Below are 26,834 nucleotides of genomic sequence, written 5' to 3' on the forward strand. Positions count from 1 at the left end.
CCGCCGCCGATATCGGCTGGTTCACTGTCGAGGAGATCCGCCGGCTACCCACCCCTCAAAGCGTGCTTGAATGTGCCGAACGCTTGGCGTCCGGCAGCGAATAAGCGGTGGAAACTCCTGCATGCGCCTTGTTACCGTCACTGTCAGAGTATCAACTATGGACATGATTGCCGTTCGACGCGTGTTCCTGTCTCTTGCATTGTGCGCAAGCGCCGTCCTACCCGCCCGCGTATGGGCACAGGGCCCAGCGCCGACACCGTTGCCGGAGGAGAATGCGCCAAAAACGGTCACCGTGCCCTACGACGACAAGCTCTCACGGCTTGCTGAAGTGCTGGGCTCAGTGCACTACCTGAGGACTCTGTGTAAAGCGGAAAACGGCGGCGAATGGCGAGGGCGCATGCAGCAATTGCTTGATTCAGAAGCCAAAGACGAGCCGCAACGCAAGGAACAGCTAACCGCGGCCTTCAATCGCGGCTACCGTGCCTTCGCGTCGGTTTATACGGATTGCACGCAGGCAGCCATCGTGGCAGAAGAGCGATACCGTGCCGAAGGTGCAACACTTGCCACAGAAATTACGTCGCGGTTCGGAAATTAACGGTTAATTAACCTCTTTTCACACCCGGCCGTGTCGTTTTGGGAAAAGGCTGATAAGGTTGTTAACTAGGCAGTAAGGCATGCAGTTTGAGGAAATGACAATGGAACCAAGCCTCAATGACATCGACGACATGATCGTTCATGAGAAGACTCAGGCGGCCTTGGAGTACCATAACGAAGCCTGGGCCGACGGCATGGCAGACGGAATCGAACCCGAGATCATCGCCGATACAGCAATCATCCACGCGCTGCGCGAAACCATTCGCCTACATGGCGAAAACAGTGCAGAAGCGCTGCTGGATTCCTTGCGCGAGCGCATGCTTGCCGGCGAGTTTTCTCCAAGCCGCACCTTGCAATAACAATCACAGAGAGTTTCATGCATACCGCTAGGGACAATGCTTCGCGGCCCGCGATGGTGCCGCTTTTGCTTGCAATCGGCCTTAGCGCCAGCAGCTTTTTGACCGGGACCTCGGCCCTGGCACTGTCCGAGCTGCAGAAGACCCCGGGCCAAGCCGAGCAGAGCGCTCCGGGCCAAAGCGGCGACAAGCCCGCAGCATCGCCAACCGCGCCCGGCGTTCCGATGCCCGACCCGTTGGTCAACTCGCAGGCTGGTCAGGGCAACGACAAGACACCCGGCGCCCAGGACAGCACGAAGCCTGTCGAAATCATCTACGATATCAGCAAAGTCCCTGAGCCCGTTCGCAAGATGCGCGAGCAGATCGTCGAAGCTGCCGCTTCGGGCGATCTCGAGCGGCTGCGGCCTCTGCTCGGCAGCGGCTCCAGCCAGACCCAGGTGACTGTCGGCGAGCCGACCGACGATCCAATCAGCGCGCTCAAGGACCTTTCGGGCGATCCCGAGGGCGATGAGATCCTGGCAATTATGCTCGACATTATTTCCACTGGGTTCGTTCATGTTGGCCAAGGCACGGCTGACGAGATGTATGTCTGGCCTTATTTCGCCGAGAAGGACCTGAAGGCGCTGACGCCTCCCGAGCGGGTGGAATTGCTGCGCATCGTTACGGCAGGCGACCTGTCCGACATGCAGGAATTCGGCGGCTATAATTTTTATCGGCTGGGCATCACCCCCGATGGCAAGTGGAAGTACTTCACCGCCGGCGACTGAGGCTTGCGATCCCTTCACTGAAGACATACTTCTGAGCGAGAACGAACGCGACAGGTGCCGCCATGCCAGCCGTATTTCTGAAGAACCGCTCGCTCATCCGGGTCAGCGGCTCGGAGGCACAATCCTTTCTGCAGAATCTGATCACGACGGACCTCGCGGCGCTTTCGGCGGACGAAGCACGACCAGGTGCGCTCTTGACCCCTCAGGGCAAAATCCTCTTCGACTTCATGATCTGGCGGGACGGCGGCGGGTTCGTTATCGAGACGGACAACGATCAGCGGGATGCGCTGCTCAAGCGGCTGACGGTGTATAAGCTCAGGGCTGCCGTCGAGCTGTCGCCGGCCGGCGAAGGCGTGACGGTTTCCTGGGAAACTGCAAGCAAGGGGCTGGCAGACAGTCGCTTCGCCAAGGCAGGTATTTCGGTCATCCGGCAACCGGGGCAGCAAGGTACCGATGATCTCGAGGCTTACGATGCGTTGCGCATTGCGAACGGCATCGCCGTGCCCGGACAGGATTATGCCCTGCAGGACGCCTTCCCGCACGATGTCCTGATGGATTTCAATGGCAGCCTCTCCTTCAAGAAAGGCTGCTATGTCGGCCAGGAGGTCGTTTCGCGCATGCAGCATCGTGGAACGGCGCGCCGCCGCGTCGTCACGGTGAAGGCCGAGGTGGCACTACCGCCATCGGGGACGGAGATAACCGCCGCCGGCAAGCCGGTCGGCACGCTCGGTTCGGTCGTCGGAAAAGACGGCCTTGCGATCGTTCGCATCGATCGTGCCGGTGAAGCCATGGCGGCACACACGCCGCTGCTGGCGGGCGACACATCCGTTACCCTGGAATTGCCTGCCTGGACGGGACTGATATTCCCGTCAACGGCGGACGAGGCGAGCGCGTGACTACAAAGGCGCCGCGCGCGTGGCAACGCATGCTCTCGGGCCGCCGGCTCGATCTGCTCGACCCCTCTCCGCTTGACGTCGAGATGAGCGATATCGCGCATGGGCTCGCGCGCGTTGCCCGCTGGAACGGACAGACTTCTGGGGATCACGCCTTCTCAGTCGCGCAGCACTGCCTTGTCGTGGAGGATATCTTCCGCCGTCTCAACGATGCGACAGCCGACCAATGCCTGATGGCGCTGCTCCACGATGCGCCGGAGTATGTCATCGGCGACATGATTTCACCCTTCAAGTCGGTCGTAGGCGGCGGATACAAGGCCGTCGAAAAGCGGCTGGAAGCGGCCGTCCACCTTCGCTTTGGGCTGCCGCCTCACCCGACGCGCGAGCTTAAGGAGAGGATCAAGAAGGCCGATACCATCGCCGCCTATTTCGAGGCAACGCAGCTTGCCGGCTTTACCTCGGCGGAGGCGCAGAAATTCTTTGGTCAGCCACGCGGGATCACCAAAGACATGCTGCTGATGACGCCCTTGCCGGCTGTCGAGGCGCAGCGCCTCTTTTGCGAACGTTTCGACGCAATCGAGACCATACGGAGCAGCAAAGCATGACGATGATCGTTGTCGCGCCTCTTGCCCGGATCGCCGAGATGGCAGTCAGGCATGGCGCGCGTGAGATGATCAGCTTGATGGCAAAAGAGCACGCCTTTCACCGTCCCGGGGTGATCCAGGCGCACCGGCATCTTCTCCTCAATATGAATGACATCGCCTTCAAGGGAACCGGCAATCTCGTGGCGCCTGATGAAACCCATGTCCGGGAGATCATCGATTTCGTACGTGATTGGGACCAACGCGCACCTCTTCTGATCCATTGCTGGATGGGCGTGTCTCGCTCACCCGCAGCCGCCTTGATTGCCGCTCTCTCATTGTCGCCTGAGCAGGACGACGGTGCGCTGGTTCGCCGGCTGCGCACCGCGTCACCCTATGCGACCCCCAATACCCGGCTCGTTCAAATCGGTGATGACATGCTCGGTCGCGGTGGGCGATTGGTGGATTCGGTTCGCGCCATTGGCAGGGGCGCAGATGCGGACGGAAACGCGCCGTTTACGTTGAGCTTGGAAGAGCCGACTGCCGGAACGTTTTGAGTCGATACCGGTTAACCTCTTAGAGGAGGTTGATCGATGTCGCTGCAGAATTATCGCGATACGTTTGTAAGCTGTTTGGCCACGCTCAAGGGCCTGAGCAGCGCCTCGGACGCGTATATATGGTTTCGATGGCAGGCGATTTATCTGACGCGTGATCGATTTTCCTATTTCTTTCGCGGCGACCTGAATGTCGGGAAAGCCAGCTTCTTCGGCCAGCAGATGGACATGACCACCGGCGCCACAGCTCCAGTTCCGACAAGCTCGATCGCGCTCTACGGAGCAACATTTGGGCTCAACGAGACGATCGCCGTCTATAATGGGCCACAGAAGTCGGTGATCGACGTTGCTCATGCTTTCAACGAGGAAGGCATGGAGGATTGTCAGGCCGAGTTCTTCTACGTCAGGATGAGCCTGATGCACGTGGGAGACGATGGCCGCATGGGCTTCGCCACCGATCCTCGGCTGCGCGAGAACACAAACATCATATTCGTCGGACTGGAGGATCACGCAACAGCCGAAGTGCTCGAAACGAGCAGTGTCGGACAGTGGATCGCGACGGATAAGCCCATGGCATCAAGCGAGTGGTACGCAGAGCGATACTACTATCACTGACCGACCAACGTCGGAGCAGAAATAGCCTACTTAATGACGCCGCATGCTAGACTCTCGCCTGCGTCCCCTGCAGGTTGGCTACGATAATCATCGGAATTGGAATGAACGATCAAGGCTCTACCGCGGATGCCGTCGGTCTTGCCGTCGAGGGTGACCATGCTGTCGAACACCTGTGCCCGCAGAACGCCATCCTGGTCAACATACTGATTGGGCATGTCGCCGGTGTGGGGTCCCTTTGCGGACAGCAGACCGTGCTCAGTGTTAGTCGGATTGAAGTGCTTTCCAGCCGACTCGTGATGTCCCGCGGCGTCGCAATTACCGGTCTCGTGGACATGGAATGCGACCCATCTGTTCGAAGGCAATCCAGTCACTTCGACTTCGATCAAGACGCCACCGTTTGCTGCAGCCGTCAGAGTGGCCCGACCGCTTGCCTTTCCATCACCGCCCACGAAGTCCGCAGTGGCCGTTTGCTTATCCTGAGCCAACACGGCTGAAGAGACCGTAATGAACGCCCAAGCGGCAATCGAGAGGACTGTTTTCATTGGACCTTCCTTCCTTGCATCGTCGTTTCCAACGTGCGAGGCGTGAAGCTGTTCCTGAATTGGCAACAAAGAAAAGCCGGCCTCGAGCGGCCGGCCTTGACGATTCACACGCGACACAATCAGGCGACGGTATCGAGATCGTACTGACCGTAAGTGCTCTTATACACATCGTAAGAGGTGTTTTGCTGAGACTGCTGATAAAAATTGACGCTTCCGCTCTCGCGAGTGCCCATCATGAATGCAAGCACGCCGTCAGACAGCTTGGGTGCAAATTCCTGGATCGTATCTTCTTCGCCCAACTGCTTTAGAATGCCCGGCTTATCATCAGCCGCCCGCTCGCCCCGGCTCAGCACGCCGTCACCATTTGTGTCCAGCCGCGACAGCGTCGCGAGATACGCGTAGGACGTGTCGCTAACCGATGAAACTTGGCTCATACAAACCTCCATTCACCGCCGTTTCGGTGATGTTTGTACGCAATACGAAATGGGGAAAATCAAAGACTAATCAGTCGTTAAACTGATTTGCGCACTGCGTCAATAAGCTGTTAACATGCCATTAACCATGATTGACAAAGTGTGATCTTGACGCGTCGGCGACGTGTGGTCCCGGCTCAGATCCCCTGCATTTGCCGGCATTTCGGCTGAAGCAGCCAAATATAGTGCCAGGGATATATTCGTTTGCGTTGCAATAGAATTTTAATGCGACCGACGGATTATCTTTGCCACGGCGGCACATCGCCGGTTGAGTTTAAGATTGTATAGACGATATTTTTCGATTGTTTCAGAAGGTCCTTTCATGTCTGACGCGCCGCGTCGCAATTGCAGATTAGCAAGCGGTCCACTGGGCTCCGCTCACGTTCCTTTCTCTCCCGACGTGGAGATTGCCGCAAATGGACGCTGAAGCCCTTTTTCGGCAACAGTGCACAACCGCTGTCAATGAGGACGGGTCTGCCAACGCCGAGCGCTTGATGACCCTTGTCGTCGAGACATATCGGCTGCAGACAGGAAAGAAGCGGGCCGCCGAGGATCGTTCTCGACTGCTCGTCAAGGAAAACGGTGAGCTGAAGGGCAGCCTCGTCGCCTCAAAGGAAGATCTCGCGGAGCAAAAGCGCCTCTTCGGGATCGTTCTCGACAACCTGCCTCAGGGCCTGAGTGTCTTCGATTCACAGCAGCGGTTGATCGTCTGTAACATCCGTTTCCGGCAACTCTTCGGGTTCAGCGCCGAGGAGGCCTCTCCTGGGGCTTCGATGGGATCGTTGATCGCAAAGATCCGCGGCACCGAGCGAGTTGAGAAAAATGCTTCCCGTTTACGGGACGCCACCTCGGAGGGCGGACAAATCCGTCACCGCGAATGGATGATGGAAGACGGACGTACCATCCAGAGCGTTATCACGGTGCTGCCTGATGGTAGCAATATTTCCATCCACGCCGACATTACCGAAGACCGAAAGGCGGCCGACCGCATAACCTATCTCGCTCATCACGATCCGCTGACAGGCCTGCCAAACCGCATCAGCCTACGGGAACGCATCGACGCAGCGCTGGCCGGTCGCAAGCCCGACGAACACATCGCACTCGTGCACCTCAATCTTGATCGCTTCAAATCGATCAACAACACGCTCGGCGTCTCGGCCGGTGACAAGATCCTGCGACAGGTGGCCGAGCGCATCCGCATGTCGGCCGGCGCCGGCAATGTACTGGCGCGCCTTGGCTCCGACGAATTCGCCATTCTCCAATCCGGCCGGCAGCAGCCATGGAATGTCACGGCTCTTGCCGATCAGATCCGGCGGGAACTGTCAGAACCGTTCTTTCGCGGAGACAAGGCCGTTGAACTCAGCGTATCGATGGGTATCGCCATCAGTCCGCAAGACGGAACGGAGACGGATGTCCTGCTGAAGCATGCCGGCGTCGCGCTGTCGCACGCCAAGAGCAGCGGCGGCAACGGCGAGCGTTTCTTCACCGCCGAGATGGAAGCGCAAATCGAAACGCGGCATGCACTGGAAGCGGATTTGCGGAAAGCAGTCGAGCGCGAGGAATTCGAGCTTCACTATCAACCGCTCTATGATCTCAGCCAGCAGCGGATCTGCGGTTTCGAGGCGCTCGTGCGATGGAACCACCCGACGCGCGGTCGGGTGCCGCCACTGGAATTCATCCCTCTTGCGGAAGAGGTCGGTCTCGTGGTCGACATCGGACGCTGGGTGCTGCGCCGCGCCTGCCGCGATGCGGTGCACTGGCCGAAAGATATCAAGGTCGCAGTCAACGTATCAGCCATTCAATTCACGAACAGTGATCTGCCGGCCGATGTCGCCGCGGCACTGGCTGAAGCGCAGCTTCCGGCCGGCCGTCTGGAAATTGAGATCACCGAAAGCGTGCTGATGGAAAATCTCGATGAGGCCCTGCCCATCCTGCACATGCTCAAGCGAAGCGGCATTCGCATCGCCATGGACGATTTCGGCACCGGCTATTCGTCGCTCAGCTATCTCCAGCGCTTCCCCTTCGACAAGATCAAGATCGACAAGTCATTCGTCGACGGTATCGTCGAAGGCAAGGAAGCCTTTGCGATCATGCGCGCCATCATCCTTCTCGGCGACGCGCTCGGCATGCGTGTAACTGTGGAGGGAGTAGAAACGGCCGAGCAACTGGCCCTGCTCCAGCGTGAAGCCTGCGATGAGATCCAGGGTTATCACATCAGTCCGCCGCGGCCTGCAGCCGACGTGCCTTACCTGCTGGCCCGGCCGCCGCAGGAGCATGCCAGCGCCCGCGCGAGCTAGTGGGCTCGTTGCGACTCGTGGTTCCTGCGTTTATGGAAGGACGCCTTCTTTTCAACGCGGTGATCCCATGTTCCAGGCGAAAGCTTTCGCTCCATTTGAAGACCTCGCCACCCAGCTCGGGCCGCATTCGTCGGAGAGCGATGACGGTTCGCATGACATCGCGCATGTCTTGCGTGTCTTCAAGAACGCCATGCGAATCCAGGCTCTTGAGGGTGGTGATGCAAGGATCCTGGCGGCTGCCGTCCTCCTGCACGACTGTGTTGCCGTGGAGAAGAATTCGCCCATGCGGTCGCAAGCGTCAGCGCTGGCGGCAGAGAAGGCATCGGCCGTACTCGCGGAGCTTGGCTGGGATCGTGACGATATCGCAGCAGTCGCACATGCCATTGTCGCGCACAGCTTCTCCGCAAAAGTCCCGCCAGAAACCCTGGAGGCCAAGATACTGCAGGATGCCGACCGGCTCGATGCGATAGGCATGGTCGGCGCGGGCCGATGCTTCTATATCGGCGGCAGAATGTCGTCGGCGCTCTATGATCCGTTCGATCCGGCCGGCAGCAACCGCGAACTCGACGACAAGAGATATGTGATCGACCACTTCCAGACCAAGCTATTCAAACTGGCGGATGGCTTTCAAACGAAGGCCGGCCGGGCGCTTGCGGCCACGCGTGACCAACGGCTGCGCGACTTCCTTGCAGCGTTCATGGACGAAATCTAGGAGCGTACGATGCATATCACCGAGCTTTTCATCTATCCGCTCAAGAGCGCCCGCGGCATTGCCCTACCATCAACCGAGATCGACGCCTTCGGCCCACCGGGCGATCGGCGCGCGATGATCACCGATCGGGACGGACACTTCGTTACACAGCGCGAGTTGCCCGAGCTTGCCCGCATTGCCCTACAGCCCGGGTCTTCGGAGCTGCGCCTCACCATGGGTGGCCAGCAGATGGCGGTGCAAATCCCCAATGCCGCGCGGCGGATGAATGTCTCGATATGGAAGTCCATCGTCAACGCCGCGGTTGCCGATGACGCCGTAAATGACGAACTTTCAACCTGGCTTGGGCGAGAAGTGAAACTGGTGTTTTTCGATCAGGACGCTAGGCGTTCCGCAAGCGCGGAATGGGCTGGCGAAGGCACACCCGTCACATTTGCCGATGGCTACCAGATCCTGCTGACGACAACCGGCTCCCTGCGGGCGTTAAATGCCGACCTTGAAAAGCACGGCGAAGGTCGTGTCGGCATGGAGCGGTTTCGGCCGAACATCGTCGTCGACACCGAGGAAGCCTGGCCGGAAGACCGCTGGGCAGCGGTCGAGATCGGCGGCATTCGTTTCGACCTCGTCAAGCCCTGTGCGCGCTGCATCATGACGACGCAGGACCAATCGACCGGATCGCGCGAGGTTCCCAATCCGATGCTGGCCCTGGGGCGCATTCGGATGTCTGCGGACCGGCGTGTACCCGGCCCGCTCTTCGGCTGGAATGTCACGCCTCGCGGAACCGGTCGAATTGCGGTCGGTGACCCGGTCAGGATCATAGAGGAGAGGCCCGAAGGCTGGTCTTTCAAGATCCGCGAGCGCGCCTAGGTCCGAAGCTGCGCAAGCGTCTCGTCTATTTCCGTCATGACCGCTGGCGATAGCGGGCCTTTGGCCAACGCGCCGGCGTTTTCTTCAACCTGGGCGACGGTGCGGAAGCCCGGGATCGGCAGAGTTCGAGGCGAGCGCGCCCATAGCCAGGCCAAAGCGCCCTGCGTGAGAGTTCGTCCGTCGGACTTCAGCAGCTCGCGAACCGCCTCCAGCCGTGCTGCGAACTCCGGCGCAATGCGCCCATCCTTGAAATAGATCATCCAGTCGAGGCTTGCGCCGCGAACATCCTTATCGCCGACCTTCGTGTCCGCGCGGAATTTTCCGCTGAGTAACCCCATCGCGAGCGGCCCGCGGTTAATCGAGATCAGTCCATGCCGTTCGATCACCGCGATCATATCCGGCACAGGCTCGAAGACGTTCATCGTATGCTGGACGGAAACGAAACCAGGGCGGTCGGCATGTCGCGCGGCACGATCGGGATAGTCCGTGCTCCAGCCGAAGGCGTCGACCTTGCCCTCGCTGCGCAGTTTCTCCAGCGTTTCAAAGACATCATCCGACTGCTCCAGCGGAAAGTCGTTCAGATGAAACTGAAGCAGATCGAGGCGATCCCGCTTCAACCTGCGTAGCGATGTTTCGGCCGAGCGACGAATAAACTCCGGATCGGCGAAGGCGCCTGTTGCCTGCTTCGACTGGGGGTCGGTGGCAAAGCCGAACTTGGTCGCGATGACAATGTCGCTGCGATTGCCGAACGCACGCCCGACGATTTCCTCTGAATGCCCCGCCCCGTAGTTCGAGGCGGTATCGAAGAAACGAATGCCGAGCTCGATTGCGCGATGAATGGCGGCGATGGACTCGTCGTCATCGACCTCGCCCCACCCCAGTGGCGTATCGCCGGCATAGAACGGTCCGCCGATTGCCCAGCAGCCCATGCCCAATCTGGGTATTTCATAATTGTTCCAGAGATTTATCGTGGTCCTCATATCGGGCTTGGTCAGCATCGTCTACTCCTCCGATCGCTGGGCTGCATGCGATCGAAATAGGCAGGAGCGTGAGGCGCGTAAAGCACCTGCTCTGCACGATATCTTTCACCGATGAAAAACGATCGATCAGGTAGACAGTTCGTGCTGCGTAGCGGCTGCCTTCAGTGCTTTCAGTGCCGCCTGTACGAAGCCCTCCCGCGCAGCCGCCGCCTCCACTCCGCGTGGCTCATAGACATGGCGATGGAGGAAGAAGGCCGTCAGGCGGAACGCGGCGTTGAGGCTGTCGATATCGGCCGCGCGGTTTTCCTCGCTGTTCAGAAATGACGGCAGGAGCAGCATCTTGTCCGCCCAGGGAGCACCTGCTGTCCGGCTGACCGCCCTGCCCGACTTCGGCGATACATAGGCAAGGTCGGAACGCGCGCCCGTAGCAGCGCATTCGGTCAGATCGAGGCCGAAACCAAGGTCGTTCAGAACTGCGAGTTCGAAGCGGACGAAAAGCTCACCGGCATCGGCCGGGTTGTGGAGATTGTCAAGGATGACCTCGAGTGCCTCGAAGAGATGCGGATGCGGATCGCGCTCCGGCAGCAACCGCAACAGCGCGCCCATCGCCTGCACACCATAGACGGCCGTCGCCGTTTCCATCAGGCGCGCGGCCCGCAACGTCAATGGCTCGATGCGAAACTCGCCAAGGTGTTCATCAAGGCGCGCGCGCCATGTGACCTCGACTTCGTTGCCGGGCTGAAGGACAGGTTGCATCGCCCGCGACCGGCCGGCACGGACCATGCCCAGATGGCGCCCGCGCTCGCGCGTCATCACCTCGGCGATGACGCTCGTCTCGCCGTGGCGCTTGACACCCAAGATGATTGCCCGGTCGTGCCACTGCATCGGAAGCGAACCCTAAACCTTACGACTCGATCCTACCGCAACACTGGTGCTCTGTCATGAAGAGGCATTCAGACGCTGGCTGGGAAGAGCTTCTGAAGGAAGTCGCGCATCGCCGATTCGCCAAACGGTTTGACGAGCAGCGGCACATTCTGGAGATCTTCGGGAAAGTCCTTCGTGTCCGAATAGCCGCTCACAAACCCGAACGGGATATGGATGTTGGCCAAATGACGGGCGAAATCGAAGCTCATGACTTCGCCAAGGTTGACGTCCAGCAACGCGAAATCGAAGGTTTCGGTCCTGGTCGCCTCCATTGCCTGGTCGAGGCTGCTGACGATACCAATTGTTTCTACGCCCACCTGGCGAAGGATATCCTCGGCTTCCATCGCGATGATCAAACTGTCCTCAAGGACCAGAACACGGTTTGCCTTCATACCCAATACGCCCCTCGCTGAGTGTCATCTAAGACGCTCGGCATTGCATTTCCCGGATTTCCACTCTGACGCCCCATGGCTCATTGGCCGATGACCATTTACCGCTTAACTTGCATAGCCGCTTTTTCGTTTCGCGTCGATAAAAAGCAAAGCAGGAAGAAAGATGGCGCGGAGGAACATAGCTCCACATCGCGTGGTGTGCATTTAAATAAGACACATCGGCGACACGTATCATATGAATGGACGGACTTTCTCTCCAAGCCCCTCCCAGCCGGCAGCAGCCATCAGGCCGTCGCCATCTATCACCTCGCAGGTGCGCTCCTGCCAGCAGATGAGATTACGATTAGCAAGCTTTTTCAATGTCTTGTTGGTATGGACAATCGAAAGCCCCAACGTATCTGCCACGTGCTGTTGCGTGATCGGGATCGACGCCTCACCGTTGAACAGCTTCAGCCGTTTCCCGCGTTCAAACAAAAAGGCGATGAGGTAGGCGGCTCGTTCGAGCGCCGTCCGACGGCCAATGCTCAATAGGTGTTCGTCAAGGATGCGTTCCTCTTGGGCAGCAATCCAGGTGATGTCGAAGGCCAGGGACGCATGCTTGTTATAGAGGGTCATCAGCTTGTCGCGCTCGAAGACGCAAAGAGACACAGGCGACAATGCTTCGACGGAATGCTGCATTTCCCCCATGATCGTTCCCTGAAGACCGATCAGATCACCCGGCATTACATAGTTCAGGATTTGCCGGCGTCCGTCCTCCAGTGTCTTGTAGCGGAAGCCCCAGCCGGAGAGAACGGTGAACAGGTGAGCACTATGTGCGCCCTCGACGAGGATCGTGGCACCGGCATCCACGGCCAGCTCGCATCTCTTGAACTTCGAGACGAATTCAAGCTCTTCGCTGCTGAACTCCCTGAACGTCGCGATAGCACGCAACGGACAGCGCTCGCACGGCGTTTTGAACGAGTAAGTGGGGCGCCGGGTCGCCATACAGGTCCTCGTGCTCAACGGAACGGCGCCGCCGGGATTGGCGCTTCACATAACAACACGCGAACCCCGAGGGCTGTTCCACGCAGAGGCAATTTTTACCATAGAAACAACGCTGCAGAAGCTGTCGCTCTACTTCGGGAAATCCAGCCCCATTTCACGGAAGCGCTCGGGGTCATCGCCCCAGTTTTCGCGAACCTTCACGAATAGAAAAAGATGGACCGGCTGCTCGAGGATTTCGGAAAGTTCCCGACGTGATGCCGAGGAGATTGCCTTGATCGTTTCGCCGCCCTTGCCGAGCGCGATCTTCTTCTGGCTGTCGCGTTCGACGTAGATCACCTGCTCGATCCGCACCGAGCCGTCCTTGCGCTCTTCCCACTTCTCCGTCTCGACATGCGACGAATAGGGAAGCTCCTGATGCAGGCGAAGGAACAGCTTCTCACGGGTAATCTCCGCCGCAAGCTGGCGCATCGGAAGATCGGAAATCTGGTCTTCGGGATAGTACCAAGGTCCCTCGGGCAGCGTCTTTGCCAGATAGTCCATGACGTCATCACAACCGGAGCCATTCTCGGCCGAGATCATGAAGGTATGGGTGAAGGCAATCTTCTCGTTGGCCGCCGCCGCAAGCGCCAGCAGATCTTCGCGCTTGACCCGATCGATCTTGTTCAAGACAAGAATCTTCGGCTGATGCACCTCCTTGAGGCCCTCAAGAATGGCTTCCGCATCACCGCGCAGACCGCGTTCGCTGTCGATCAGCAACATGATCAGGTCGGCATCCTTTGCGCCGCCCCAAGCAGATGTCACCATCGCGCGGTCGAGCCGCCGACGCGGCTTGAAGATACCAGGCGTATCCATGAACACGACCTGCGCATTGTCGTGGATCGCGATGCCGCGCACGATGGCACGCGTCGTCTGCACCTTATGGCTGACGATGGAGACCTTGGCGCCGACCAGGCGATTGACCAGCGTCGATTTGCCGGCGTTGGTCGGCCCGATCAGCGCGACGAAGCCCGACCGTGTCGCGCCCGCGGTTTCAGCGGCGTCATCCGCCATATCGTGTTCTTCCGTCATTTATCCCGTCAGTTTCCGGCAGAGGGCTTCTGCCAAATGCCTTCGCGTTCCAGCATTCGTGTGGCTGCGACCTGCTCTGCAGCCCGCTTTGAGCGTTCGATGCCCGTCTCGGGCTGAACACCTGTGACCTCCACCGTCACCGTGAAGCGCGGATCATGATCCGGTCCGGTGCGTTCTTCAACCCGATAGATCGGCGTGATGCCGAATTTGGCGTGCGACCATTCCTGCAACTCGGTCTTTGCGTCGCGCCGAGCGCCGTCGGCGCGTGCTGCCCGCTTTTCCCAGAACTTCAAAATGAAACGTCGGGCGACCTCCAGGCCGCCGTCGAGGTAGATCGCCGCGATGAGGCTTTCGACCACGTCGGCGCGCACGTTCATCATGCGCTTGCCGGTCAGCTTCTTGACGTCGGCGCCAGTGCGAATGAACAGGTGCAGGCCGAGCTCGTCGGCAACCTCCGCGCAGGTATCGGCACTGACGAGCTGATTGAGGCGTACCGAAAGTTCGCCCTCAGTCGCCGCGCCAAACGTGCGGAAGAGCAGTTCGGCGACGCAGAGGCCAAGCACACGGTCGCCAAGAAACTCCAGACGCTCGTAGTTCCCGCCCTTCTGCGTGCGGGCGCTCGCATGAGTCAAAGCCCGATCGAGCCGCTCTTTCTCGGCGAACTGGTGACCGATCAGGGCCTCAAGCCTTGTTCGATCCGCCGCCGAGAGCGTCTGCGCCTTACTCATTCAACGCCCTTGAAGAGACGATCCCAACGCATGTTCGTTGGCCACTTCCAGATCTCGCGGAATGAAGTGTCGTTGCCGAGCGAGAAGAAGATGACGCTGGCGCGACCGACCAGGTTCTCCGCCGGCACGAAGCCAACATCGAAGCGGCTGTCGAGCGAATTGTCACGATTATCGCCCATCATGAAGTAGTGACCTTCAGGAACGATGAACTCGCGCGTGTTATCGCCGCGCGAAACCGGGGACTGATCCAGCGTATCGTAGCTAACACCATTATCCAGCGTCTCGCGGAACACGGGCACGTCCTGGCCCGGATCCTGGGCGTAGTCGGAATTGAACGTGCCATCCGGTACCTTCGGAACCGGCTTGCCGTTCACGTAGAGCACACCTTCCGTGACCTGAATGTGATCGCCGGGAAGACCGACCAGGCGCTTGATGTAATCGACGTCCGGGTTCGGCGGGAAACGGAAGACAACGATGTCGCCGCGCTTCGGCTCGCTCGCGAAGATGCGGCCGCTGAAGAGGTTCGGCGAGAAAGGCAGCGAGTACTTCGAATAGCCGTAGGCGAACTTGTTGACGAAGATGTAGTCGCCGACAAGCAGAGTCGGCATCATGGAGCCGGACGGAATCGTGAACGGCTGAAAAAATACCGTTCGGATAACCATTGCCAAAATCAGCGCCTGGGCGATGACCTTGATGTTTTCCCACAGGGCGTTCGGCTTGGTTTCGACTTTTTCGGACACGCAGTCTTATTCCTTCAATGCGCCCCAAGGGCACAACTCTTGTTTGCTTCTCTCTAGCGGCTTCGGCCGATTGCGGCAATGGCGCCAACATTAAAAGCGACTCTACGTCGCTGATCAGGCATTTTCGGGCAAGGCTTCAATGATGACGAAAGCCTGCGCCAAGGGATAATCATCCGTTATCGTCAAATGAATGGCAGCCTTGTGGCCCGCCGGCAGCAGCGATTGCAACATCTCGGCTGCCCCGCCCGTCAGCTTCATCGTCGGCTTGCCACTTGGCAGGTTCACGACGCCGAGATCCTTCCAGAACACCCCTTGCGCCATGCCCGTTCCAAGAGCCTTGGAGCAAGCTTCCTTGGCGGCAAAGCGCTTGGCATAGGAGGCCGCGCGATTGGCACGCCGATCGGACTTTGCCCGCTCGATCTCGGTGAAGCAGCGATTGGTAAAACGCTCGCCGAAGCGTTCGAGGGATTTCTCGACGCGCCTGATGTCGATGAGATCGCTGCCGATACCGATAATCATACGGTTTCCTGCGCTGGATGTGACAGCCGTACACGGGCACGCATCATCAGGCGTTCGCGGCGGCGCGCCTGGAAGCCCCTCACGGTGTAGAAGGTCGCGAAGTAGACAATAGCGGAAGTCAAAAGTGCCGGTGGGATGGAGCCAACCAGCATCGGCTCGAGAACGGGTCGCCAGAGCTCGCTGACATGCAGCTCATGGAACAGGGCGCCGAGATCGATCGAGTGCCCCTGCATCGTATCCTGACGAGCAAGCAGCAGGTGACCGATCTCCCAGGTCGCCCCCCAGATGAACGGATAGGTCAGCGGATTGCCGAAAGCCGCGCAGCCAAGCGCAGCGGCGACCATGTTGCCGGAGAAGAGATAACTGAGCACGAAGGCCATGACGAAATGAACGCCAATAAAGGGCGTCCAGGACACAAAGATCCCTGCGGCGACACCCATGGCAACGGCGTGCGGCGACGCCGTCAAGCGCAGAACACGCATCGTGAGATAGCGGAGCGGCCGCAAGAATCCCTTGCGAGGCCATAACAACTCACGCAGCTTTTCACGGAATCCAGCAGGTTTTCGACGTCGGAACAACATGGCGCGTATGTAGTGCAACCCGCACCAGCGTGACAAGAGCGTCAAACCATCTCAGTCATTATTTGATCACTGCAGACTGAGCACTCACCAGGGGCGCGATATGCAATACGCCCCTTCCATTCTTCAAGTATAGACCCGATATTAACGGGCGCGGAAAAGGCCGCGGTCAACCTGACGCTGACGATATTCAAGATCGATACGGTCAAACGAACCGTTCAGGTAAGCCATTTCGCGCTCTTCAGCAGTCGGAGCGCGCAGTGCGCGGGCGATCTTCTTGATTGGTGTAAACATTTCTTTGCCTCATCTTCTGTTCATTTCCTGATGACTGGAAGATAGGCGCTCGCAGCAGCAATTACCAACGCTCTAAGGTCGGCGCAGCCATGCGCCATGCGCATAACTCGCCTTATATCAGCGCGACTTTGGTCACGAAACGATCATAAAATGTGCAGACAGCCCACCAACCGGCTTCGCCGGCCTATTCGTAAAGTCGGCGAACCGTCGCGACGCACTCCAGATCCTTCAGCTGGGCAAGCAGCTGATTCAGTTGCCGAAGGTCCCAAACCTCAACATCGAGCGTCATTTCGGTGAAGTCGGTTGCGACGCGCACCGTGTTGAACACCCGAATATTGACGTCGACGCCAGCAACGGTCTGGGCGAGCTTAGCCAAGGTGCCGGGTTCGTTCAACGCGTTGACCATGATCCGCGCCACGAAGCGCGATTTGTTAGCCTCATCAAGATCCCAGCGAACATCGATCCAACGGTCCGGCTGATCATCGAAACGCTGCAGCGTCGGCGACTGGATCGGATAGATCGTGATACCGTTGCCCTTCTCCGTCGTATTCATGATCCCAACGATGCGGTCACCGGGTACGGCGCCCGTCGGCGCAAACTGCACATCGACATTGCTCGAAATGCCACGGATCGGCATGGTATCCATATCGATATCGGCTTTGAGGTCCGCGACCGCGCCATCGACACCCGACTTCGCCTTGCCCGGTATCTTGAAGATCATGCCCGAGGCACTGCGAACATTGAACCAACCGTCGTCACCGCTCGGCTTGGCCGTCACGCGTTCTTCCAGATGGTCCGGATAAACGGCGCGCAACACGTCGAGCGACGACATCTCGCCACGACCGACAGCGGCGATGGCGTCTTCGACATCCTTCTGCCCAAGCCGATGGAGCGCGGGCTTCATCGCTTCGCGCGAGAAGATCTTGCCGGCCCGCTCGAAGGTGCGCTCCAGAATGCGATGGCCGAGGCCGGCATACTGCTTGCGGATGGCCAATCGGGTGGCGCGGCGGATCGCGGCCCTCGCCTTGCCCGTTACCACAATCTCTTCCCAGGCTGCAGGTGGCACCTGCACGCCGGAGCGAATGATCTCGACCTCATCGCCATTTGCCAGCCGGGTCACGAGCGGCATGATACGACCGTTGATCTTGGCGCCGACCGTCGTGTCGCCGATATTGGTGTGAACCGCATAGGCAAAGTCAATCGGGGTCGCGCCTCGCGGAAGCGCGATCAGCTTGCCCTTGGGCGTGAAGCAGAAGACCTGATCTTGGAACAACTCGAGCTTTGTATGCTCCAGGAACTCCTCCGGGCTGTCTCCTTCGGCAAGCGCCTCGATCGTGTGTCGCAGCCATGAATAGGCGTTGGACTCACGCGACAGGATATCGTTGTCAGAGGTCGAAGCGGCATCCTTGTAGAGCGTGTGGGCGGCGATACCGAACTCCGCGATCTCGTGCATGCGCCGGGTACGGATCTGCAGCTCGATGCGCTGGCTGGACGGGCCGACGATCGTCGTGTGCAGCGAACGGTAGTCATTCTGCTTCGGCGTCGAGATATAGTCCTTGAAGCGCCCAGGAACCACGCGCCAGCGGGTGTGAACGATACCGAGAGCCCGGTAGCAAGCCGGAATATCATCGACGATGATGCGGAAGCCGTAGACGTCCGAAAGCTGCTCGAAGGACAGCGACTTCGACTGCATCTTGCGGAACACGGAGTAAGGCTTCTTTTGACGCCCCTTGACGATGGCGCCGGTCAGTCCGTTTGCTTCGAGCAGATCGCCCAGTTCGGTCTCGATCTTCTTGACCAGACCTTCGTTGCGCTTGGAGAGTTCCTCAAGCCGCCCAGTGACCGTCTCGTAGGCTTCCGGGTTGATGTGGCGGAACGAGAGGTCTTCCAGTTCCTCGCGCATATCCTGCATACCCATGCGCCCGGCGAGCGGTGCGTAGATATCCATTGTCTCCTCGGAAATGCGCGCACGCTTTTCCGGTGACATGTGATCCAGCGTGCGCATGTTGTGCAGTCGGTCTGCAAGCTTTACGAGCAGCACGCGCACGTCGTCGGAGATGGCGAGGAGCAGCTTGCGCAGGTTTTCGGCCTGCTTGGCCTTCTTGGTGACGAGATCGAGCTTCTTGATCTTCGTCAGACCTTCGACCAACCGACCGATGTCTTCTCCGAACAGCTCGTCGATCTCGGCGCGCGTCGCCGTCGTATCCTCAATGGTGTCGTGCAGCAGGGCGACGGCGATCGTCGACTCGTCGAGATGCATGTCGGTGAGAATGGCGGCGACTTCCAGCGGATGCGAGATGTAGGGATCGCCGCTGGCACGTTTCTGTTGTCCATGCTTTTGCATTGCATAGACATAGGCTTTATTCAGCAGGGCTTCGTTGGCATCGGGCTTATATTTCTGAACCCGCTCCACGAGCTCGTACTGCCGCATCATCCCGAAACCACTCCATTAAAAAAGAAAAGCGCGCCAATCACGGATTGGCGCACATGATATGCAATAATATGCCGAAGCAATAACGGCGCAAGGTTGACGATTAGTAATCGTCGCTCTTTTCCGGTGGCACGAGGCCTTCGATGCCAGCCAGAAGCTCTTCTTCCGACATCTGGTCGAAGGTGATCGTTTCCGGAAGATCCTCCTGCTCTTCGCTATCGGCGGCAGCGACGCCGCCGGCTGCGATGAGGCTCGCCGCATCGGGCTCGGGCTCGTCGACTTCGACATGCTTCTGCAGCGAGTGGATCAGATCTTCCTTGAGGTCGTCCGGAGACAGCGTCTCATCGGCAATCTCGCGAAGCGCCACAACCGGGTTCTTATCGTTGTCACGATCGATGGTGATCGAGGCGCCCTGGGAAATCAGCCGGGCACGGTGGCTGGCAAGCAGAACCAACTCGAAGCGGTTCTCAACTTTATCGATGCAGTCTTCTACGGTGACACGGGCCATTGCCTGTCCTTTACGGTCGTGATCTCGGGATTAACACGCCCGATACAATTAAAACCGGACAAATTCAAGTTTTCATTGTGCGAAGCCTCAACGGGCGACGGCGGCGAATTTTGAAACCGAAAGCGGGTTTCCACCAAAAGTTGCTTGGAATATCGCGAATCGTGCCCTAAATCTCTCTTATATGAATAGTTCATAAAGTAAGAATTGTTCCAAGCGGCCGCATAACCCATTGTTTCTTTGGATTTTGACGGAAGCACCAAGATTGCTCACATTGGATTGGTACGCGATGTTTGATCCACGCGAAAAAATTGCTCTTTTTATCGATGGCGCCAATCTCTACGCTGCGTCCAAAAGCCTTGGTTTCGATATCGACTACCGCAAGCTGTTGAAGGCATTTCAGAAACGCGGCTATCTCTTGCGCGCCTACTACTATACAGCGCTAATCGAAGATCAGGAGTATTCCTCCATTCGTCCGTTGATCGATTGGCTGGACTACAACGGCTACAAGGTCGTCACCAAGCCGGCGAAGGAATTCACGGATTCGATGGGCCGCCGAAAGATCAAGGGCAACATGGACATCGAGCTTGCGATCGACGCGATGGAGCAATCGGAGACCGTCGACCATCTCGTCATCTTCTCCGGCGATGGAGACTTCACGACGCTCGTCGAGGCGCTGCAGCGCAAGGGCCGAAAGGTCTCCGTCATATCGACGATGGCAACACAACCGCCGATGATTGCCGACGACCTGCGCCGACAGGCCGATCACTTCATCGATCTTCTGTCCCTGAAGAGCGAAATCGGGCGCGATCCCTCGGAGCGGCCGCCGCGGCCCACCGAAACCGCCGCACCAACCGATCTGGAAGCTTAGACCGATCAATGGAGTGCCATTATGTCCGGGCAGAAATGCCGCCGGGATGGTGGCTAGCCGTTATCCTTCAGAAGACGGCTCTTCTGTCGGTTCCAATCGCGCTCCTTCTCCGACTCGCGCTTGTCGTGGAGCTTCTTGCCCTTGGCAAGCGCCAGTTCCATCTTTGCGCGGCCGCGATCGTTGAAATAGATCTTCAACGGGACCAAGGTCATGCCTTCACGGTTGATCCCTGCCCGTAGGCGATTGATCTCGCGGCTGGAAAGGAGGAGTTTGCGGCGCCGGCGCGGCTCGTGATTGAAGCGGTTTGCCTGCAGATATTCCGGCAAGTAGGAGTTGATCAGCCAGATCTCGCCGTCCTCGTCCGAGGCATAGGATTCCGCGATATTGGCCTTACCCTCGCGCAGCGACTTGACCTCGGTGCCCTTGAGCACGAGGCCGGCTTCGTAGGTATCGATGATCTCATAGTTGAAGCGCGCCTTGCGGTTCTCCGCAACGATCTTCTTGACCACGCGTTCGCTGCCTTTGGGGGCCATGACACATTCCAAATGCTTGAGGGCGCGACTGTCGCGCCCTTATCTCGTACCTTGTATGTAAGGGAACATCGCCCGGCTGTGAAGGCAGTTCGAGCGGCTGCCTTAGTTCAGCAAGCCGGCATGGCGCATGGCGGCATCGATCGCCGCTTCCGTGGCAGGCTCTAGCGTCGATACCAGCGGCGAACGCACGTTGCGGCTCATCCGCCCCAGCTTTGCCAAGCCATACTTTGCTCCGCAGAGGCCGGGCTCCAGAAAGATTGCTTTGTGCAGCGGCATCAGGCGATCCTGATATTCCAACGCCTTCGCGTAGTCACCGGCAAGCGTCGCTGCCTGGAACTCCGCGCAAAGGCGCGGCGCCACGTTGGCCGTCACCGAGATGCAGCCGACACCGCCATGGGCGTTGAACCCGAGTGCCGTCGCATCTTCGCCCGACAGCTGCCTGAATTCCTTGCCACAGGTAAGACGCTGTTCAGACACGCGCTCAATCTTTCCGGTCGCATCCTTGACGCCAGCGATATTGGAGTGTGCCTTGGCAAGCGCCCCCATGGTTTCCGGTGTCATGTCGATCACCGAACGGCCCGGGATATTGTAGATATAGATTGGCAGCTTTACAGCATCGGCGATCGCCGAAAAATGCGCGATCAACCCCTTCTGTGTCGGCTTGTTGTAGTAAGGTGTGACGACAAGGATGGCATCCGCGCCTGCCTTCTCTGCATGCTGAGCAAGTTCGATCGCTTCACGCGTGTTGTTCGAACCAGCGCCGGCCATCACGGGCACGCGCTTGGCTGCGGCTTCGATACAGAGTTCCACCACCCGTTTGTGCTCGGCATGCGACAGCGTGGGAGATTCGCCGGTCGTGCCGACCGGAACGAGACCACTGCTGCCTTCCTTGATCTGCCAGTCGACGTGGCTCGCGAACGAGGCCTCATCCACCTGGCCAGCATCAGTGAAGGGAGTGACGAGAGCGGGAATGGATCCCTGGAACATGCAGAACTCCTCATGGCCGAATTCACGCTTCGGCCGCATTCCTTGAATATTGGTGGGGCACCATAGTGCGGTGAAATCGCCGCGACAAGCGCGCATGGATCGGTTTAGGGCAAAATTCCGATAGCAAATGTGAACGAAGTTTACTGACTTCAGTAAGCTTTCGTTAAGATGGCTCCCGTCAAATGGTTGGGCGTGTTTTCGTTGTGAGTGTCCCATGAAGAAAGCAGTCCTGATCCTGTCCGCCCTCGGCTTTGCCGCCGCCGCGTGGAGCAGCGTCGCGTCTTCGCTTCCGAACGAGGACGCCCCCGTTCCCGACGTAAAGCCGATCGGTTTTGTCCCGCAAACATCGGTACCGGAATCGATCGTCACCGGTTCGATTCCGCGCAGCCAGGCAATCACACCCGTCAACAGCGATTTGAAGTCAGGGTTGGATGCGCTTTCGGACAATGATCCACTGCAGGCCCTTTCCATTCGCGACCGCATGGGACGTGGGACGCTTGACCGCCATATTCTGACCTGGGCGATAGCGGTCTCCGGACAAAAGGGCATTCCCTCTACAGAGATTGCTGCCGCCGCACAGGAATTACAGGGGTGGCCGGGGCTCGCGAAATTGCGCGCTTATTCCGAACGCGCCCTCTACGACGAAAACCCTGGCCCCAGCTCTATTCTGGCCGCCTTTGGGCAGACAGCACCGGAGACGACTTCGGGTGCGATGATCCTTTCACGTGCACTCGTTGCAACAGGCAAGCAGAGCCAAGCGGCTAAGTATATTCGCAAGGTCTGGCGCGGTGAAACGCTAGACAAGCCGACCGAAGATAAGATTCTGGCGGAGTTTTCCGGCTTGCTGACGCCCGCCGATCATAAGGCGCGAATGGACTACCTGATGTATCGCAACCGTGCGGCGCAGGCCAAGCGCTTTGCCGACATGGGTCAGGCTCAATCGCTCTACAAGGCCTGGGCGGCCGTCATGAACAAGGCGCCCAACGCCGGCGCGCTTCTTGCCGCTGTCGACGGCCAGTGGAAAGGCGATGCCGGTTATCTCTTCGCACGTATCGAATACCTGCGAAAACAGGACAAGTATGCGGAGGCCGCCAAGCTGCTGCAGAAGGCGCCTCGCAATCGCGATGAACTGGTCAATGCAGGCGAGTGGTGGAACGAGCAACGAATCGTCAGCCGCGGCCTCGTCGACCAGGGGGAATTCAAGGCCGCCTATGGGATCGTTGCCAACTATGCAGCAACGACACCGACCGACATCGTCGAGGCGGAGTTCCATGCGGGTTGGTACGCGCTGCGCGGCCTGCAGGACCCCGCGGCCGCACAGGCGCATTTCCGCAAGATCCTCAACTTTTCCAATGGACCGATTTCCGTATCGCGCGCCTGGTACTGGATAGGACGGTCCGCCGAGGCCGGCGGACCTGGCAAGGCTTCCGAGTTCTACGCCAAGGCCGCTAGCTATCCGACGACCTTTTATGGGCAACTCGCCAGCGACAAGCTCGGCCGCAAGACACTGAATGTGACCTACCCATCGCCCAGCCAGGCCGACCGGCAACACTATCTCGCACGCGAAGCGGTACAGGCCATCGCCCGCCTTGATGCGGCCGGCCATGGCTGGCGGGCGCAGAGCCTGTATCTGGCGCTCGCAGAGCAACTGCAGAGCCCCGGCGAACTTGCGGTTTTGGGCGCGCAGGCGGAGCGCTCCGGCGACCACCATCTGTCGCTGCAGGTCGGCAAGATTGCCTATTCGCGCGGCGTCGATGTCGCAGCACTGGCCTTCCCTCTCGGCGTCATTCCGACCAATGCCAACATTTCCGGTTCCGGCAAGGCGCTCGCTTACGCGATCGCCCGTCAGGAGAGCGCTTTCAATCCGGCGGCTGTTTCGGCCGCGGATGCGCGCGGACTGCTGCAAATATTGCCGGGAACGGCCAAGGCCGTCGCCAAGCGCCACAACATCGCGTATTCCAAGGATCGGCTGACGGCCGACGCCGGCTACAATGCGACACTCGGGGCACATTATCTCGGCGAGCAGATCGATGCCTTTGGCGGGTCCTATATTATGACCTTCATCGCCTACAATGCCGGTCCCAAGCGGGTACCCGAATGGATCGGCCGCTACGGCGACCCACGCGGCCAATCGATCGACACCATCGTCGACTGGATCGAGCGGATACCCTTCCCCGAGACGCGCAACTATGTGCAGCGGGTGATGGAGAACTACGAAGTCTACAAGGCGCGGCTCGGCCAGCCGAGCGACATCGTCCGCGACCTGATCGGCGGTCGCTCCTCCTAGTCGCGATTTGCGAATATTGCCGGCCTCGCTAAGCTGTACCCGCTACAGGCTGGAGGACGATGAGCGTGGATACGGCAAGAGACGATGGCTTCCGGGCAATAACCTACCGGAGCGATGATGGACTGACGCTCTATGCGCGAGACTATGGCGGCCCCGAGATCGCGGACCGCCTGCCGATTATCTGTCTGCCCGGATTGACGCGAAACTCGCGCGATTTTCACCAACTGGCGCTGTTACTGTCGACTGATCCAGCAACACCGAGACGCGTCATCACGCTCGACTATCGCGGACGGGGCCGCTCCGACCGGGATGTCAACAAGGCGAACTACAATCTCCGCGTCGAAAGCCAGGATGTCGTATCAGCCTGCCAGCATTTCGGCATCGATCGCGCCATCTTCATCGGCACCTCGCGGGGCGGACTGATTCTTCATCTTCTGGCTGAAATGCGACCGGATCTGATTGCCGCGGCTATCCTCAACGACATCGGGCCGAAGATCGAGCCAAGCGGCCTCAAGCGCATTCGTGACTATCTCAATTCCGCCGCGACGCCGAGCGACTGGCCGGAAGCCGTCGCGTTCCTCAAGGCCTGTCATAGCCTGTATTTCCCCGCCCTCCAAGAGCATGACTGGCAGGAGATGGCCGCGACGATCTATCGCGACGCCGATGGCATGCCCGTCGCCGATTTCGATCCCGCAATTGCCGCTCAGTTGCAGATGATTGATTTCGACCAGCCGCTATCGGATCTCTGGCTGTACTACGATCAATTGGCTGCAAAGCCACTGCTGGTCATCAAGGGGGAATACTCGGATCTTCTCTCGGACGACACGCTTGCCGAGATGAACGCTCGACACCCATCACTTGCGATACTGGAGGCGCCTGGCCAGGGGCACGCCCCGCTGCTTCATTTGGAGCCAATATTCAGGCATATCCGGCGCTTCGTTGCAGAAGCATAGAGGCGACGCAACCAAGGAGTTCGCTCCCTGCAATGTCCCACAAAAAAGCCCGGCTCGAAAGCCGGGCTCTCCTGATTGACCGAAGTCAGACCAGATTAGAATGCACGCTGCAGGCGGAAGTAGCCAGTCGTGACGTCGTCGATGTCGTCGCCGTCGAGGTAGTTGACAGTGGCCTTGGCGTAGAAGTTGTCAGTGATCTGGTAATCAACCGTCAGACCAACCTTCCAAGCATCGTCGTTGCCGAAGTCAGCATCGCTGCCACCAGGCCCAAAACCACCTAGCGGGCTAGCATTAACACCGTAGTTGCCGTACCACTGAGCACCGGGGGTGATCTTCAGCTTGTCGGTAGCCTGGATAGCGTATTCAGCAGCGATTGCCCATTCAGCAGCGTTGTAGTACGCACCCGGATCGCTTGCCCAGACAGCTGCGAGGCCGAACGTGCCCGGACCAACAGCAACCGTACCCATAGCGCGGACAGCACCGGCTTCGTTGTCGGTGTCGTAGCCGGCCGTGACCTGGTAGGAGAAGGCACCAGCCTTGCCACCGATACCGACAGCAACGCCGACGTTGTTCGGGCCTTCGCCGTTGTAGTACGGGCTGTCTTCCAGCTCGTCAACCGAGATACCAGCATAGAAGTCGCCGCTTTCGTACTGATAACGGACCGAGTTATGCAGGGTAACCGGGCTGCCGATGTCATCGGTTTCGCCAGACAGGCCATCGTCCCACCAGCTGTAGAACAGACCAGCGCGGAAGCCGGCGATGTCCAGGTAAGCCGAGTCGAGGATCGTGTTCTGGAAGGTAGCGTTGTCGGCATTTGCCTGCAGAACGATCACGCCGGTGAGCGGGCCGTACTCGGTGTCGCTCTTAGCCGTGAACTGAACCTGACCACGGGTAAACGCATCCCAGCTGGACGGACCAGATTCATCCGGACCAACGTCAACCTGGAAACGGATGTAACCTTCGATCTTCAGGCAGGTTTCCGTGCCCGGGATGTAGAAGTAGCCGGTGCCGTAAGCGTCGCAGACGCGGACGTATTCAACCGGTTCCGGCTCAGCAGCAACGATAGCGTCAGCAGCCTGAGCACCGGAAACTACTGCGAGAGCAGCAGCGGAGCCGAGAAGAAGGCTCTTGATGTTCATATTGACCTCCAATTCAAAGTTTCGATCGGGTCTGGGTTTTTCGCCGTTAGAGCAGCGTTCCCTGCCCCATCCCCATGTTTCAAGAAGTCGGACGATCAACCGCCCTCGCTTCCGAAGTTGAAAATACAAGACCGGGACTGTCACGCAATCACCAACTTGCCCGTTTGGGGTATTTGCGACAGCCTTCCGCATGCGCTGTTGCTGAAAGGTCACAAATGCGGCATGCGCCCCTCTCGTTTCTTTATACTTTATTAAGAAACCCCTGATTCTGCGGGAGTTTACCGGCGCTGAGCGGCGGCACGCGGCTGTGGATTGTGCCACATTGGAACCAGTTTCTCGCCGGATTCGCGTCTTTTGTGGAAGATGTGGATGATAAGGAGTTGGCGCCCGCCGCGGGCTGCACCTTCAATCGGAGCAGAATCAGTTTTGCTGACTAAGGATGATTCTCAGTTCGATTCTGCTGACGCGAGATTCGGCGCGCCGAGCGCGGAGGTGGTAGCCGTCGTGCAAGAAGGATAGCGCCCTATGAGGACGATCAATGTCAAAACTGACTGTGCGTGGCCGATCTGAGAGATAGGTGACGTTTCGTACCGAAGACATAGGTAACAGTTTTCGCCTTTTGGCGGGAGGTGTGATGCCGTGGAGAGACTCCGGTGATGGAGGAACGTCTACG

General features: G+C 58.9%; 30 protein-coding genes and 1 pseudogene. 14 read left to right on the forward strand and 17 right to left on the reverse strand.

Annotated features, from left to right (window positions below):
* The 8 genes and pseudogenes from PMI09_RS32060 to PMI09_RS07395 form a co-directional block, all read left to right on the forward strand.
* A pseudogene (locus PMI09_RS32060) lies at nt 1-104 on the forward strand (ADP-ribose pyrophosphatase); the annotation flags it as partial.
* 17 nt (nt 105-121) lie between these two features.
* Entirely contained in the window at nt 122-595 is a 474-nt protein-coding gene (locus PMI09_RS07365; RefSeq protein ID WP_007790460.1) for a TIGR02301 family protein, read from the forward strand.
* Between the two features lie 100 nt (nt 596-695).
* A complete protein-coding gene (locus tag PMI09_RS07370) occupies nt 696-953 on the forward strand; it encodes a hypothetical protein (protein ID WP_037082203.1) in 258 nt (85 codons plus the stop codon).
* Between the two features lie 17 nt (nt 954-970).
* Nucleotides 971-1,717: a hypothetical protein gene (locus PMI09_RS07375; protein WP_007790466.1), complete on the forward strand. Its 747-nt coding sequence runs from the start codon at nt 971-973 to the stop codon at nt 1,715-1,717.
* Between the two features lie 62 nt (nt 1,718-1,779).
* On the forward strand, nt 1,780-2,613 hold the full coding sequence (gene ygfZ / locus PMI09_RS07380) for a CAF17-like 4Fe-4S cluster assembly/insertion protein YgfZ (protein ID WP_007790469.1): 834 nt from the start codon (nt 1,780-1,782) through the stop codon (nt 2,611-2,613).
* Nucleotides 2,610-3,215, forward strand: coding sequence for a YfbR-like 5'-deoxynucleotidase (locus PMI09_RS07385; RefSeq protein ID WP_007790472.1), 606 nt, complete (start codon nt 2,610-2,612; stop codon nt 3,213-3,215). Before ygfZ ends, PMI09_RS07385 begins: the two co-directional genes overlap by 4 nt.
* On the forward strand, nt 3,212-3,748 hold the full coding sequence (locus PMI09_RS07390) for a tyrosine phosphatase family protein (RefSeq protein WP_007790475.1): 537 nt from the start codon (nt 3,212-3,214) through the stop codon (nt 3,746-3,748). The genes PMI09_RS07385 and PMI09_RS07390 overlap by 4 nt, the downstream gene beginning before the upstream one ends.
* Before the next feature lie 36 nt (nt 3,749-3,784).
* A complete protein-coding gene (locus PMI09_RS07395) occupies nt 3,785-4,360 on the forward strand; it encodes a hypothetical protein (RefSeq protein WP_007790478.1) in 576 nt (191 codons plus the stop codon).
* Between the two features lie 26 nt (nt 4,361-4,386).
* On the opposite strand, the gene PMI09_RS07400 is transcribed toward PMI09_RS07395, so the two are convergent.
* Nucleotides 4,387-4,902: a superoxide dismutase family protein gene (locus tag PMI09_RS07400; protein ID WP_007790481.1), complete on the reverse strand. Its 516-nt coding sequence runs from the start codon at nt 4,900-4,902 to the stop codon at nt 4,387-4,389.
* 119 nt (nt 4,903-5,021) lie between these two features.
* Nucleotides 5,022-5,336 carry a hypothetical protein gene (locus PMI09_RS07405; RefSeq protein ID WP_007790483.1) on the reverse strand — a complete coding sequence of 105 codons (315 nt, stop codon included), beginning with the start codon at nt 5,334-5,336 and terminating at the stop codon, nt 5,022-5,024.
* A 455-nt stretch (nt 5,337-5,791) separates the two neighbouring features.
* On the opposite strand from PMI09_RS07405, the gene PMI09_RS07410 reads away from it, so the two are divergent.
* From PMI09_RS07410 to PMI09_RS07420, 3 genes are all read left to right on the forward strand, one after another.
* On the forward strand, nt 5,792-7,672 hold the full coding sequence (locus tag PMI09_RS07410) for a putative bifunctional diguanylate cyclase/phosphodiesterase (protein WP_007790485.1): 1,881 nt from the start codon (nt 5,792-5,794) through the stop codon (nt 7,670-7,672).
* A gap of 67 nt (nt 7,673-7,739) precedes the next feature.
* Nucleotides 7,740-8,384 carry an HD domain-containing protein gene (locus tag PMI09_RS07415; protein WP_007790487.1) on the forward strand — a complete coding sequence of 215 codons (645 nt, stop codon included), beginning with the start codon at nt 7,740-7,742 and terminating at the stop codon, nt 8,382-8,384.
* Nucleotides 8,385-8,393: 9 nt separating this feature from the next.
* On the forward strand, nt 8,394-9,248 hold the full coding sequence (locus PMI09_RS07420) for an MOSC domain-containing protein (RefSeq protein WP_007790489.1): 855 nt from the start codon (nt 8,394-8,396) through the stop codon (nt 9,246-9,248).
* On the opposite strand, the gene PMI09_RS07425 is transcribed toward PMI09_RS07420, so the two are convergent.
* From PMI09_RS07425 to rpoZ, 12 genes are all read right to left on the reverse strand, one after another.
* Complete coding sequence (locus PMI09_RS07425) at nt 9,245-10,246, reverse strand: aldo/keto reductase (protein ID WP_007790491.1); 1,002 nt, start codon at nt 10,244-10,246, stop codon at nt 9,245-9,247. The genes PMI09_RS07420 and PMI09_RS07425 overlap by 4 nt on opposite strands.
* 108 nt (nt 10,247-10,354) lie before the next feature.
* A complete protein-coding gene (gene recO, locus PMI09_RS07430) occupies nt 10,355-11,113 on the reverse strand; it encodes a DNA repair protein RecO (RefSeq protein WP_007790494.1) in 759 nt (252 codons plus the stop codon).
* A 68-nt stretch (nt 11,114-11,181) separates the two neighbouring features.
* Nucleotides 11,182-11,544: a response regulator gene (locus PMI09_RS07435; protein ID WP_007790496.1), complete on the reverse strand. Its 363-nt coding sequence runs from the start codon at nt 11,542-11,544 to the stop codon at nt 11,182-11,184.
* A gap of 231 nt (nt 11,545-11,775) precedes the next feature.
* On the reverse strand, nt 11,776-12,528 hold the full coding sequence (locus tag PMI09_RS07440; RefSeq protein ID WP_007790499.1) for a Crp/Fnr family transcriptional regulator: 753 nt from the start codon (nt 12,526-12,528) through the stop codon (nt 11,776-11,778).
* A gap of 129 nt (nt 12,529-12,657) precedes the next feature.
* Nucleotides 12,658-13,596 (reverse strand): GTPase Era, encoded by a 939-nt coding sequence (era, locus tag PMI09_RS07445; protein WP_037082192.1) that lies wholly within the window; start codon nt 13,594-13,596, stop codon nt 12,658-12,660.
* An 8-nt stretch (nt 13,597-13,604) separates the two neighbouring features.
* Nucleotides 13,605-14,324 (reverse strand): ribonuclease III, encoded by a 720-nt coding sequence (rnc, locus tag PMI09_RS07450; RefSeq protein WP_007790504.1) that lies wholly within the window; start codon nt 14,322-14,324, stop codon nt 13,605-13,607.
* Nucleotides 14,321-15,064, reverse strand: coding sequence for a signal peptidase I (gene lepB / locus PMI09_RS07455; RefSeq protein WP_007790507.1), 744 nt, complete (start codon nt 15,062-15,064; stop codon nt 14,321-14,323). The genes rnc and lepB overlap by 4 nt, the downstream gene beginning before the upstream one ends.
* Nucleotides 15,065-15,178: 114 nt before the next feature.
* Nucleotides 15,179-15,583 carry a holo-ACP synthase gene (gene acpS, locus PMI09_RS07460; protein WP_007790511.1) on the reverse strand — a complete coding sequence of 135 codons (405 nt, stop codon included), beginning with the start codon at nt 15,581-15,583 and terminating at the stop codon, nt 15,179-15,181.
* Nucleotides 15,580-16,164, reverse strand: a complete 585-nt coding sequence (locus PMI09_RS07465; RefSeq protein WP_037082196.1) for a DUF2062 domain-containing protein — start codon at nt 16,162-16,164, stop codon at nt 15,580-15,582. Before PMI09_RS07465 ends, acpS begins: the two co-directional genes overlap by 4 nt.
* Nucleotides 16,165-16,305: 141 nt before the next feature.
* Complete coding sequence (locus PMI09_RS30095; RefSeq protein WP_007790517.1) at nt 16,306-16,455, reverse strand: DUF3563 family protein; 150 nt, start codon at nt 16,453-16,455, stop codon at nt 16,306-16,308.
* A 184-nt stretch (nt 16,456-16,639) separates the two neighbouring features.
* On the reverse strand, nt 16,640-18,889 hold the full coding sequence (locus PMI09_RS07470; protein ID WP_007790519.1) for a RelA/SpoT family protein: 2,250 nt from the start codon (nt 18,887-18,889) through the stop codon (nt 16,640-16,642).
* A 100-nt stretch (nt 18,890-18,989) separates the two neighbouring features.
* The gene (rpoZ, locus tag PMI09_RS07475) at nt 18,990-19,394 is read right to left on the reverse strand and encodes a DNA-directed RNA polymerase subunit omega (RefSeq protein ID WP_007790522.1); all 405 of its coding nucleotides are present in this window, start codon (nt 19,392-19,394) and stop codon (nt 18,990-18,992) included.
* Nucleotides 19,395-19,680: 286 nt separating this feature from the next.
* On the opposite strand from rpoZ, the gene PMI09_RS07480 reads away from it, so the two are divergent.
* Nucleotides 19,681-20,262 (forward strand): LabA-like NYN domain-containing protein, encoded by a 582-nt coding sequence (locus tag PMI09_RS07480; RefSeq protein ID WP_007790525.1) that lies wholly within the window; start codon nt 19,681-19,683, stop codon nt 20,260-20,262.
* A 53-nt stretch (nt 20,263-20,315) separates the two neighbouring features.
* Here PMI09_RS07480 and smpB read toward each other — a convergent pair whose 3' ends face one another.
* Entirely contained in the window at nt 20,316-20,795 is a 480-nt protein-coding gene (smpB, locus tag PMI09_RS07485; protein ID WP_007790527.1) for an SsrA-binding protein SmpB, read from the reverse strand.
* Nucleotides 20,796-20,897: 102 nt separating this feature from the next.
* Entirely contained in the window at nt 20,898-21,782 is an 885-nt protein-coding gene (dapA, locus tag PMI09_RS07490) for a 4-hydroxy-tetrahydrodipicolinate synthase (protein WP_007790531.1), read from the reverse strand.
* Nucleotides 21,783-21,996: 214 nt separating this feature from the next.
* Here dapA and PMI09_RS07495 point away from each other — a divergent pair, with 214 nt between their 5' ends.
* Nucleotides 21,997-24,069 (forward strand): transglycosylase SLT domain-containing protein, encoded by a 2,073-nt coding sequence (locus PMI09_RS07495; protein ID WP_007790537.1) that lies wholly within the window; start codon nt 21,997-21,999, stop codon nt 24,067-24,069.
* A 65-nt stretch (nt 24,070-24,134) separates the two neighbouring features.
* Entirely contained in the window at nt 24,135-25,022 is an 888-nt protein-coding gene (locus PMI09_RS07500; RefSeq protein ID WP_007790540.1) for an alpha/beta fold hydrolase, read from the forward strand.
* A gap of 95 nt (nt 25,023-25,117) precedes the next feature.
* Here PMI09_RS07500 and PMI09_RS07505 read toward each other — a convergent pair whose 3' ends face one another.
* Complete coding sequence (locus tag PMI09_RS07505; protein ID WP_007790543.1) at nt 25,118-26,161, reverse strand: porin; 1,044 nt, start codon at nt 26,159-26,161, stop codon at nt 25,118-25,120.
* Between the last annotated feature and the right edge of the window lie 673 nt (nt 26,162-26,834).

This window comes from Rhizobium sp. CF122, from assembly GCF_000282035.1.
Classification (GTDB): domain Bacteria; phylum Pseudomonadota; class Alphaproteobacteria; order Rhizobiales; family Rhizobiaceae; genus Rhizobium.

Bases quoted from the DNA above. Each gene is read 5' to 3' on its own strand.
- rnc (WP_007790504.1), bottom strand. From the start codon at position 14,324: ATGAGTAAGGCGCAGACGCTCTCGGCGGCGGATCGAACAAGGCTTGAG.
- PMI09_RS07425 (WP_007790491.1), bottom strand. From the start codon at position 10,246: ATGCTGACCAAGCCCGATATGAGGACCACGATAAATCTCTGGAACAAT.
- PMI09_RS07375 (WP_007790466.1), top strand. From the start codon at position 971: ATGCATACCGCTAGGGACAATGCTTCGCGGCCCGCGATGGTGCCGCTT.
- acpS (WP_007790511.1), bottom strand. From the start codon at position 15,583: ATGATTATCGGTATCGGCAGCGATCTCATCGACATCAGGCGCGTCGAG.
- PMI09_RS07390 (WP_007790475.1), top strand. From the start codon at position 3,212: ATGACGATGATCGTTGTCGCGCCTCTTGCCCGGATCGCCGAGATGGCA.
- PMI09_RS07440 (WP_007790499.1), bottom strand. From the start codon at position 12,528: ATGGCGACCCGGCGCCCCACTTACTCGTTCAAAACGCCGTGCGAGCGC.
- PMI09_RS07465 (WP_037082196.1), bottom strand. From the start codon at position 16,164: ATGTTGTTCCGACGTCGAAAACCTGCTGGATTCCGTGAAAAGCTGCGT.
- ygfZ (WP_007790469.1), top strand. From the start codon at position 1,780: ATGCCAGCCGTATTTCTGAAGAACCGCTCGCTCATCCGGGTCAGCGGC.
- PMI09_RS07405 (WP_007790483.1), bottom strand. From the start codon at position 5,336: ATGAGCCAAGTTTCATCGGTTAGCGACACGTCCTACGCGTATCTCGCG.
- PMI09_RS07415 (WP_007790487.1), top strand. From the start codon at position 7,740: ATGTTCCAGGCGAAAGCTTTCGCTCCATTTGAAGACCTCGCCACCCAG.
- smpB (WP_007790527.1), bottom strand. From the start codon at position 20,795: ATGGCCCCCAAAGGCAGCGAACGCGTGGTCAAGAAGATCGTTGCGGAG.
- PMI09_RS07370 (WP_037082203.1), top strand. From the start codon at position 696: ATGGAACCAAGCCTCAATGACATCGACGACATGATCGTTCATGAGAAG.
- PMI09_RS07365 (WP_007790460.1), top strand. From the start codon at position 122: ATGCGCCTTGTTACCGTCACTGTCAGAGTATCAACTATGGACATGATT.
- PMI09_RS30095 (WP_007790517.1), bottom strand. From the start codon at position 16,455: ATGTTTACACCAATCAAGAAGATCGCCCGCGCACTGCGCGCTCCGACT.
- PMI09_RS07505 (WP_007790543.1), bottom strand. From the start codon at position 26,161: ATGAACATCAAGAGCCTTCTTCTCGGCTCCGCTGCTGCTCTCGCAGTA.
- PMI09_RS07470 (WP_007790519.1), bottom strand. From the start codon at position 18,889: ATGATGCGGCAGTACGAGCTCGTGGAGCGGGTTCAGAAATATAAGCCC.
- dapA (WP_007790531.1), bottom strand. From the start codon at position 21,782: ATGTTCCAGGGATCCATTCCCGCTCTCGTCACTCCCTTCACTGATGCT.
- PMI09_RS07395 (WP_007790478.1), top strand. From the start codon at position 3,785: ATGTCGCTGCAGAATTATCGCGATACGTTTGTAAGCTGTTTGGCCACG.
- recO (WP_007790494.1), bottom strand. From the start codon at position 11,113: ATGCAGTGGCACGACCGGGCAATCATCTTGGGTGTCAAGCGCCACGGC.
- PMI09_RS07420 (WP_007790489.1), top strand. From the start codon at position 8,394: ATGCATATCACCGAGCTTTTCATCTATCCGCTCAAGAGCGCCCGCGGC.
- PMI09_RS07495 (WP_007790537.1), top strand. From the start codon at position 21,997: ATGAAGAAAGCAGTCCTGATCCTGTCCGCCCTCGGCTTTGCCGCCGCC.
- PMI09_RS07480 (WP_007790525.1), top strand. From the start codon at position 19,681: ATGTTTGATCCACGCGAAAAAATTGCTCTTTTTATCGATGGCGCCAAT.
- PMI09_RS07435 (WP_007790496.1), bottom strand. From the start codon at position 11,544: ATGAAGGCAAACCGTGTTCTGGTCCTTGAGGACAGTTTGATCATCGCG.
- rpoZ (WP_007790522.1), bottom strand. From the start codon at position 19,394: ATGGCCCGTGTCACCGTAGAAGACTGCATCGATAAAGTTGAGAACCGC.
- PMI09_RS07400 (WP_007790481.1), bottom strand. From the start codon at position 4,902: ATGAAAACAGTCCTCTCGATTGCCGCTTGGGCGTTCATTACGGTCTCT.
- PMI09_RS07410 (WP_007790485.1), top strand. From the start codon at position 5,792: ATGGACGCTGAAGCCCTTTTTCGGCAACAGTGCACAACCGCTGTCAAT.
- era (WP_037082192.1), bottom strand. From the start codon at position 13,596: ATGACGGAAGAACACGATATGGCGGATGACGCCGCTGAAACCGCGGGC.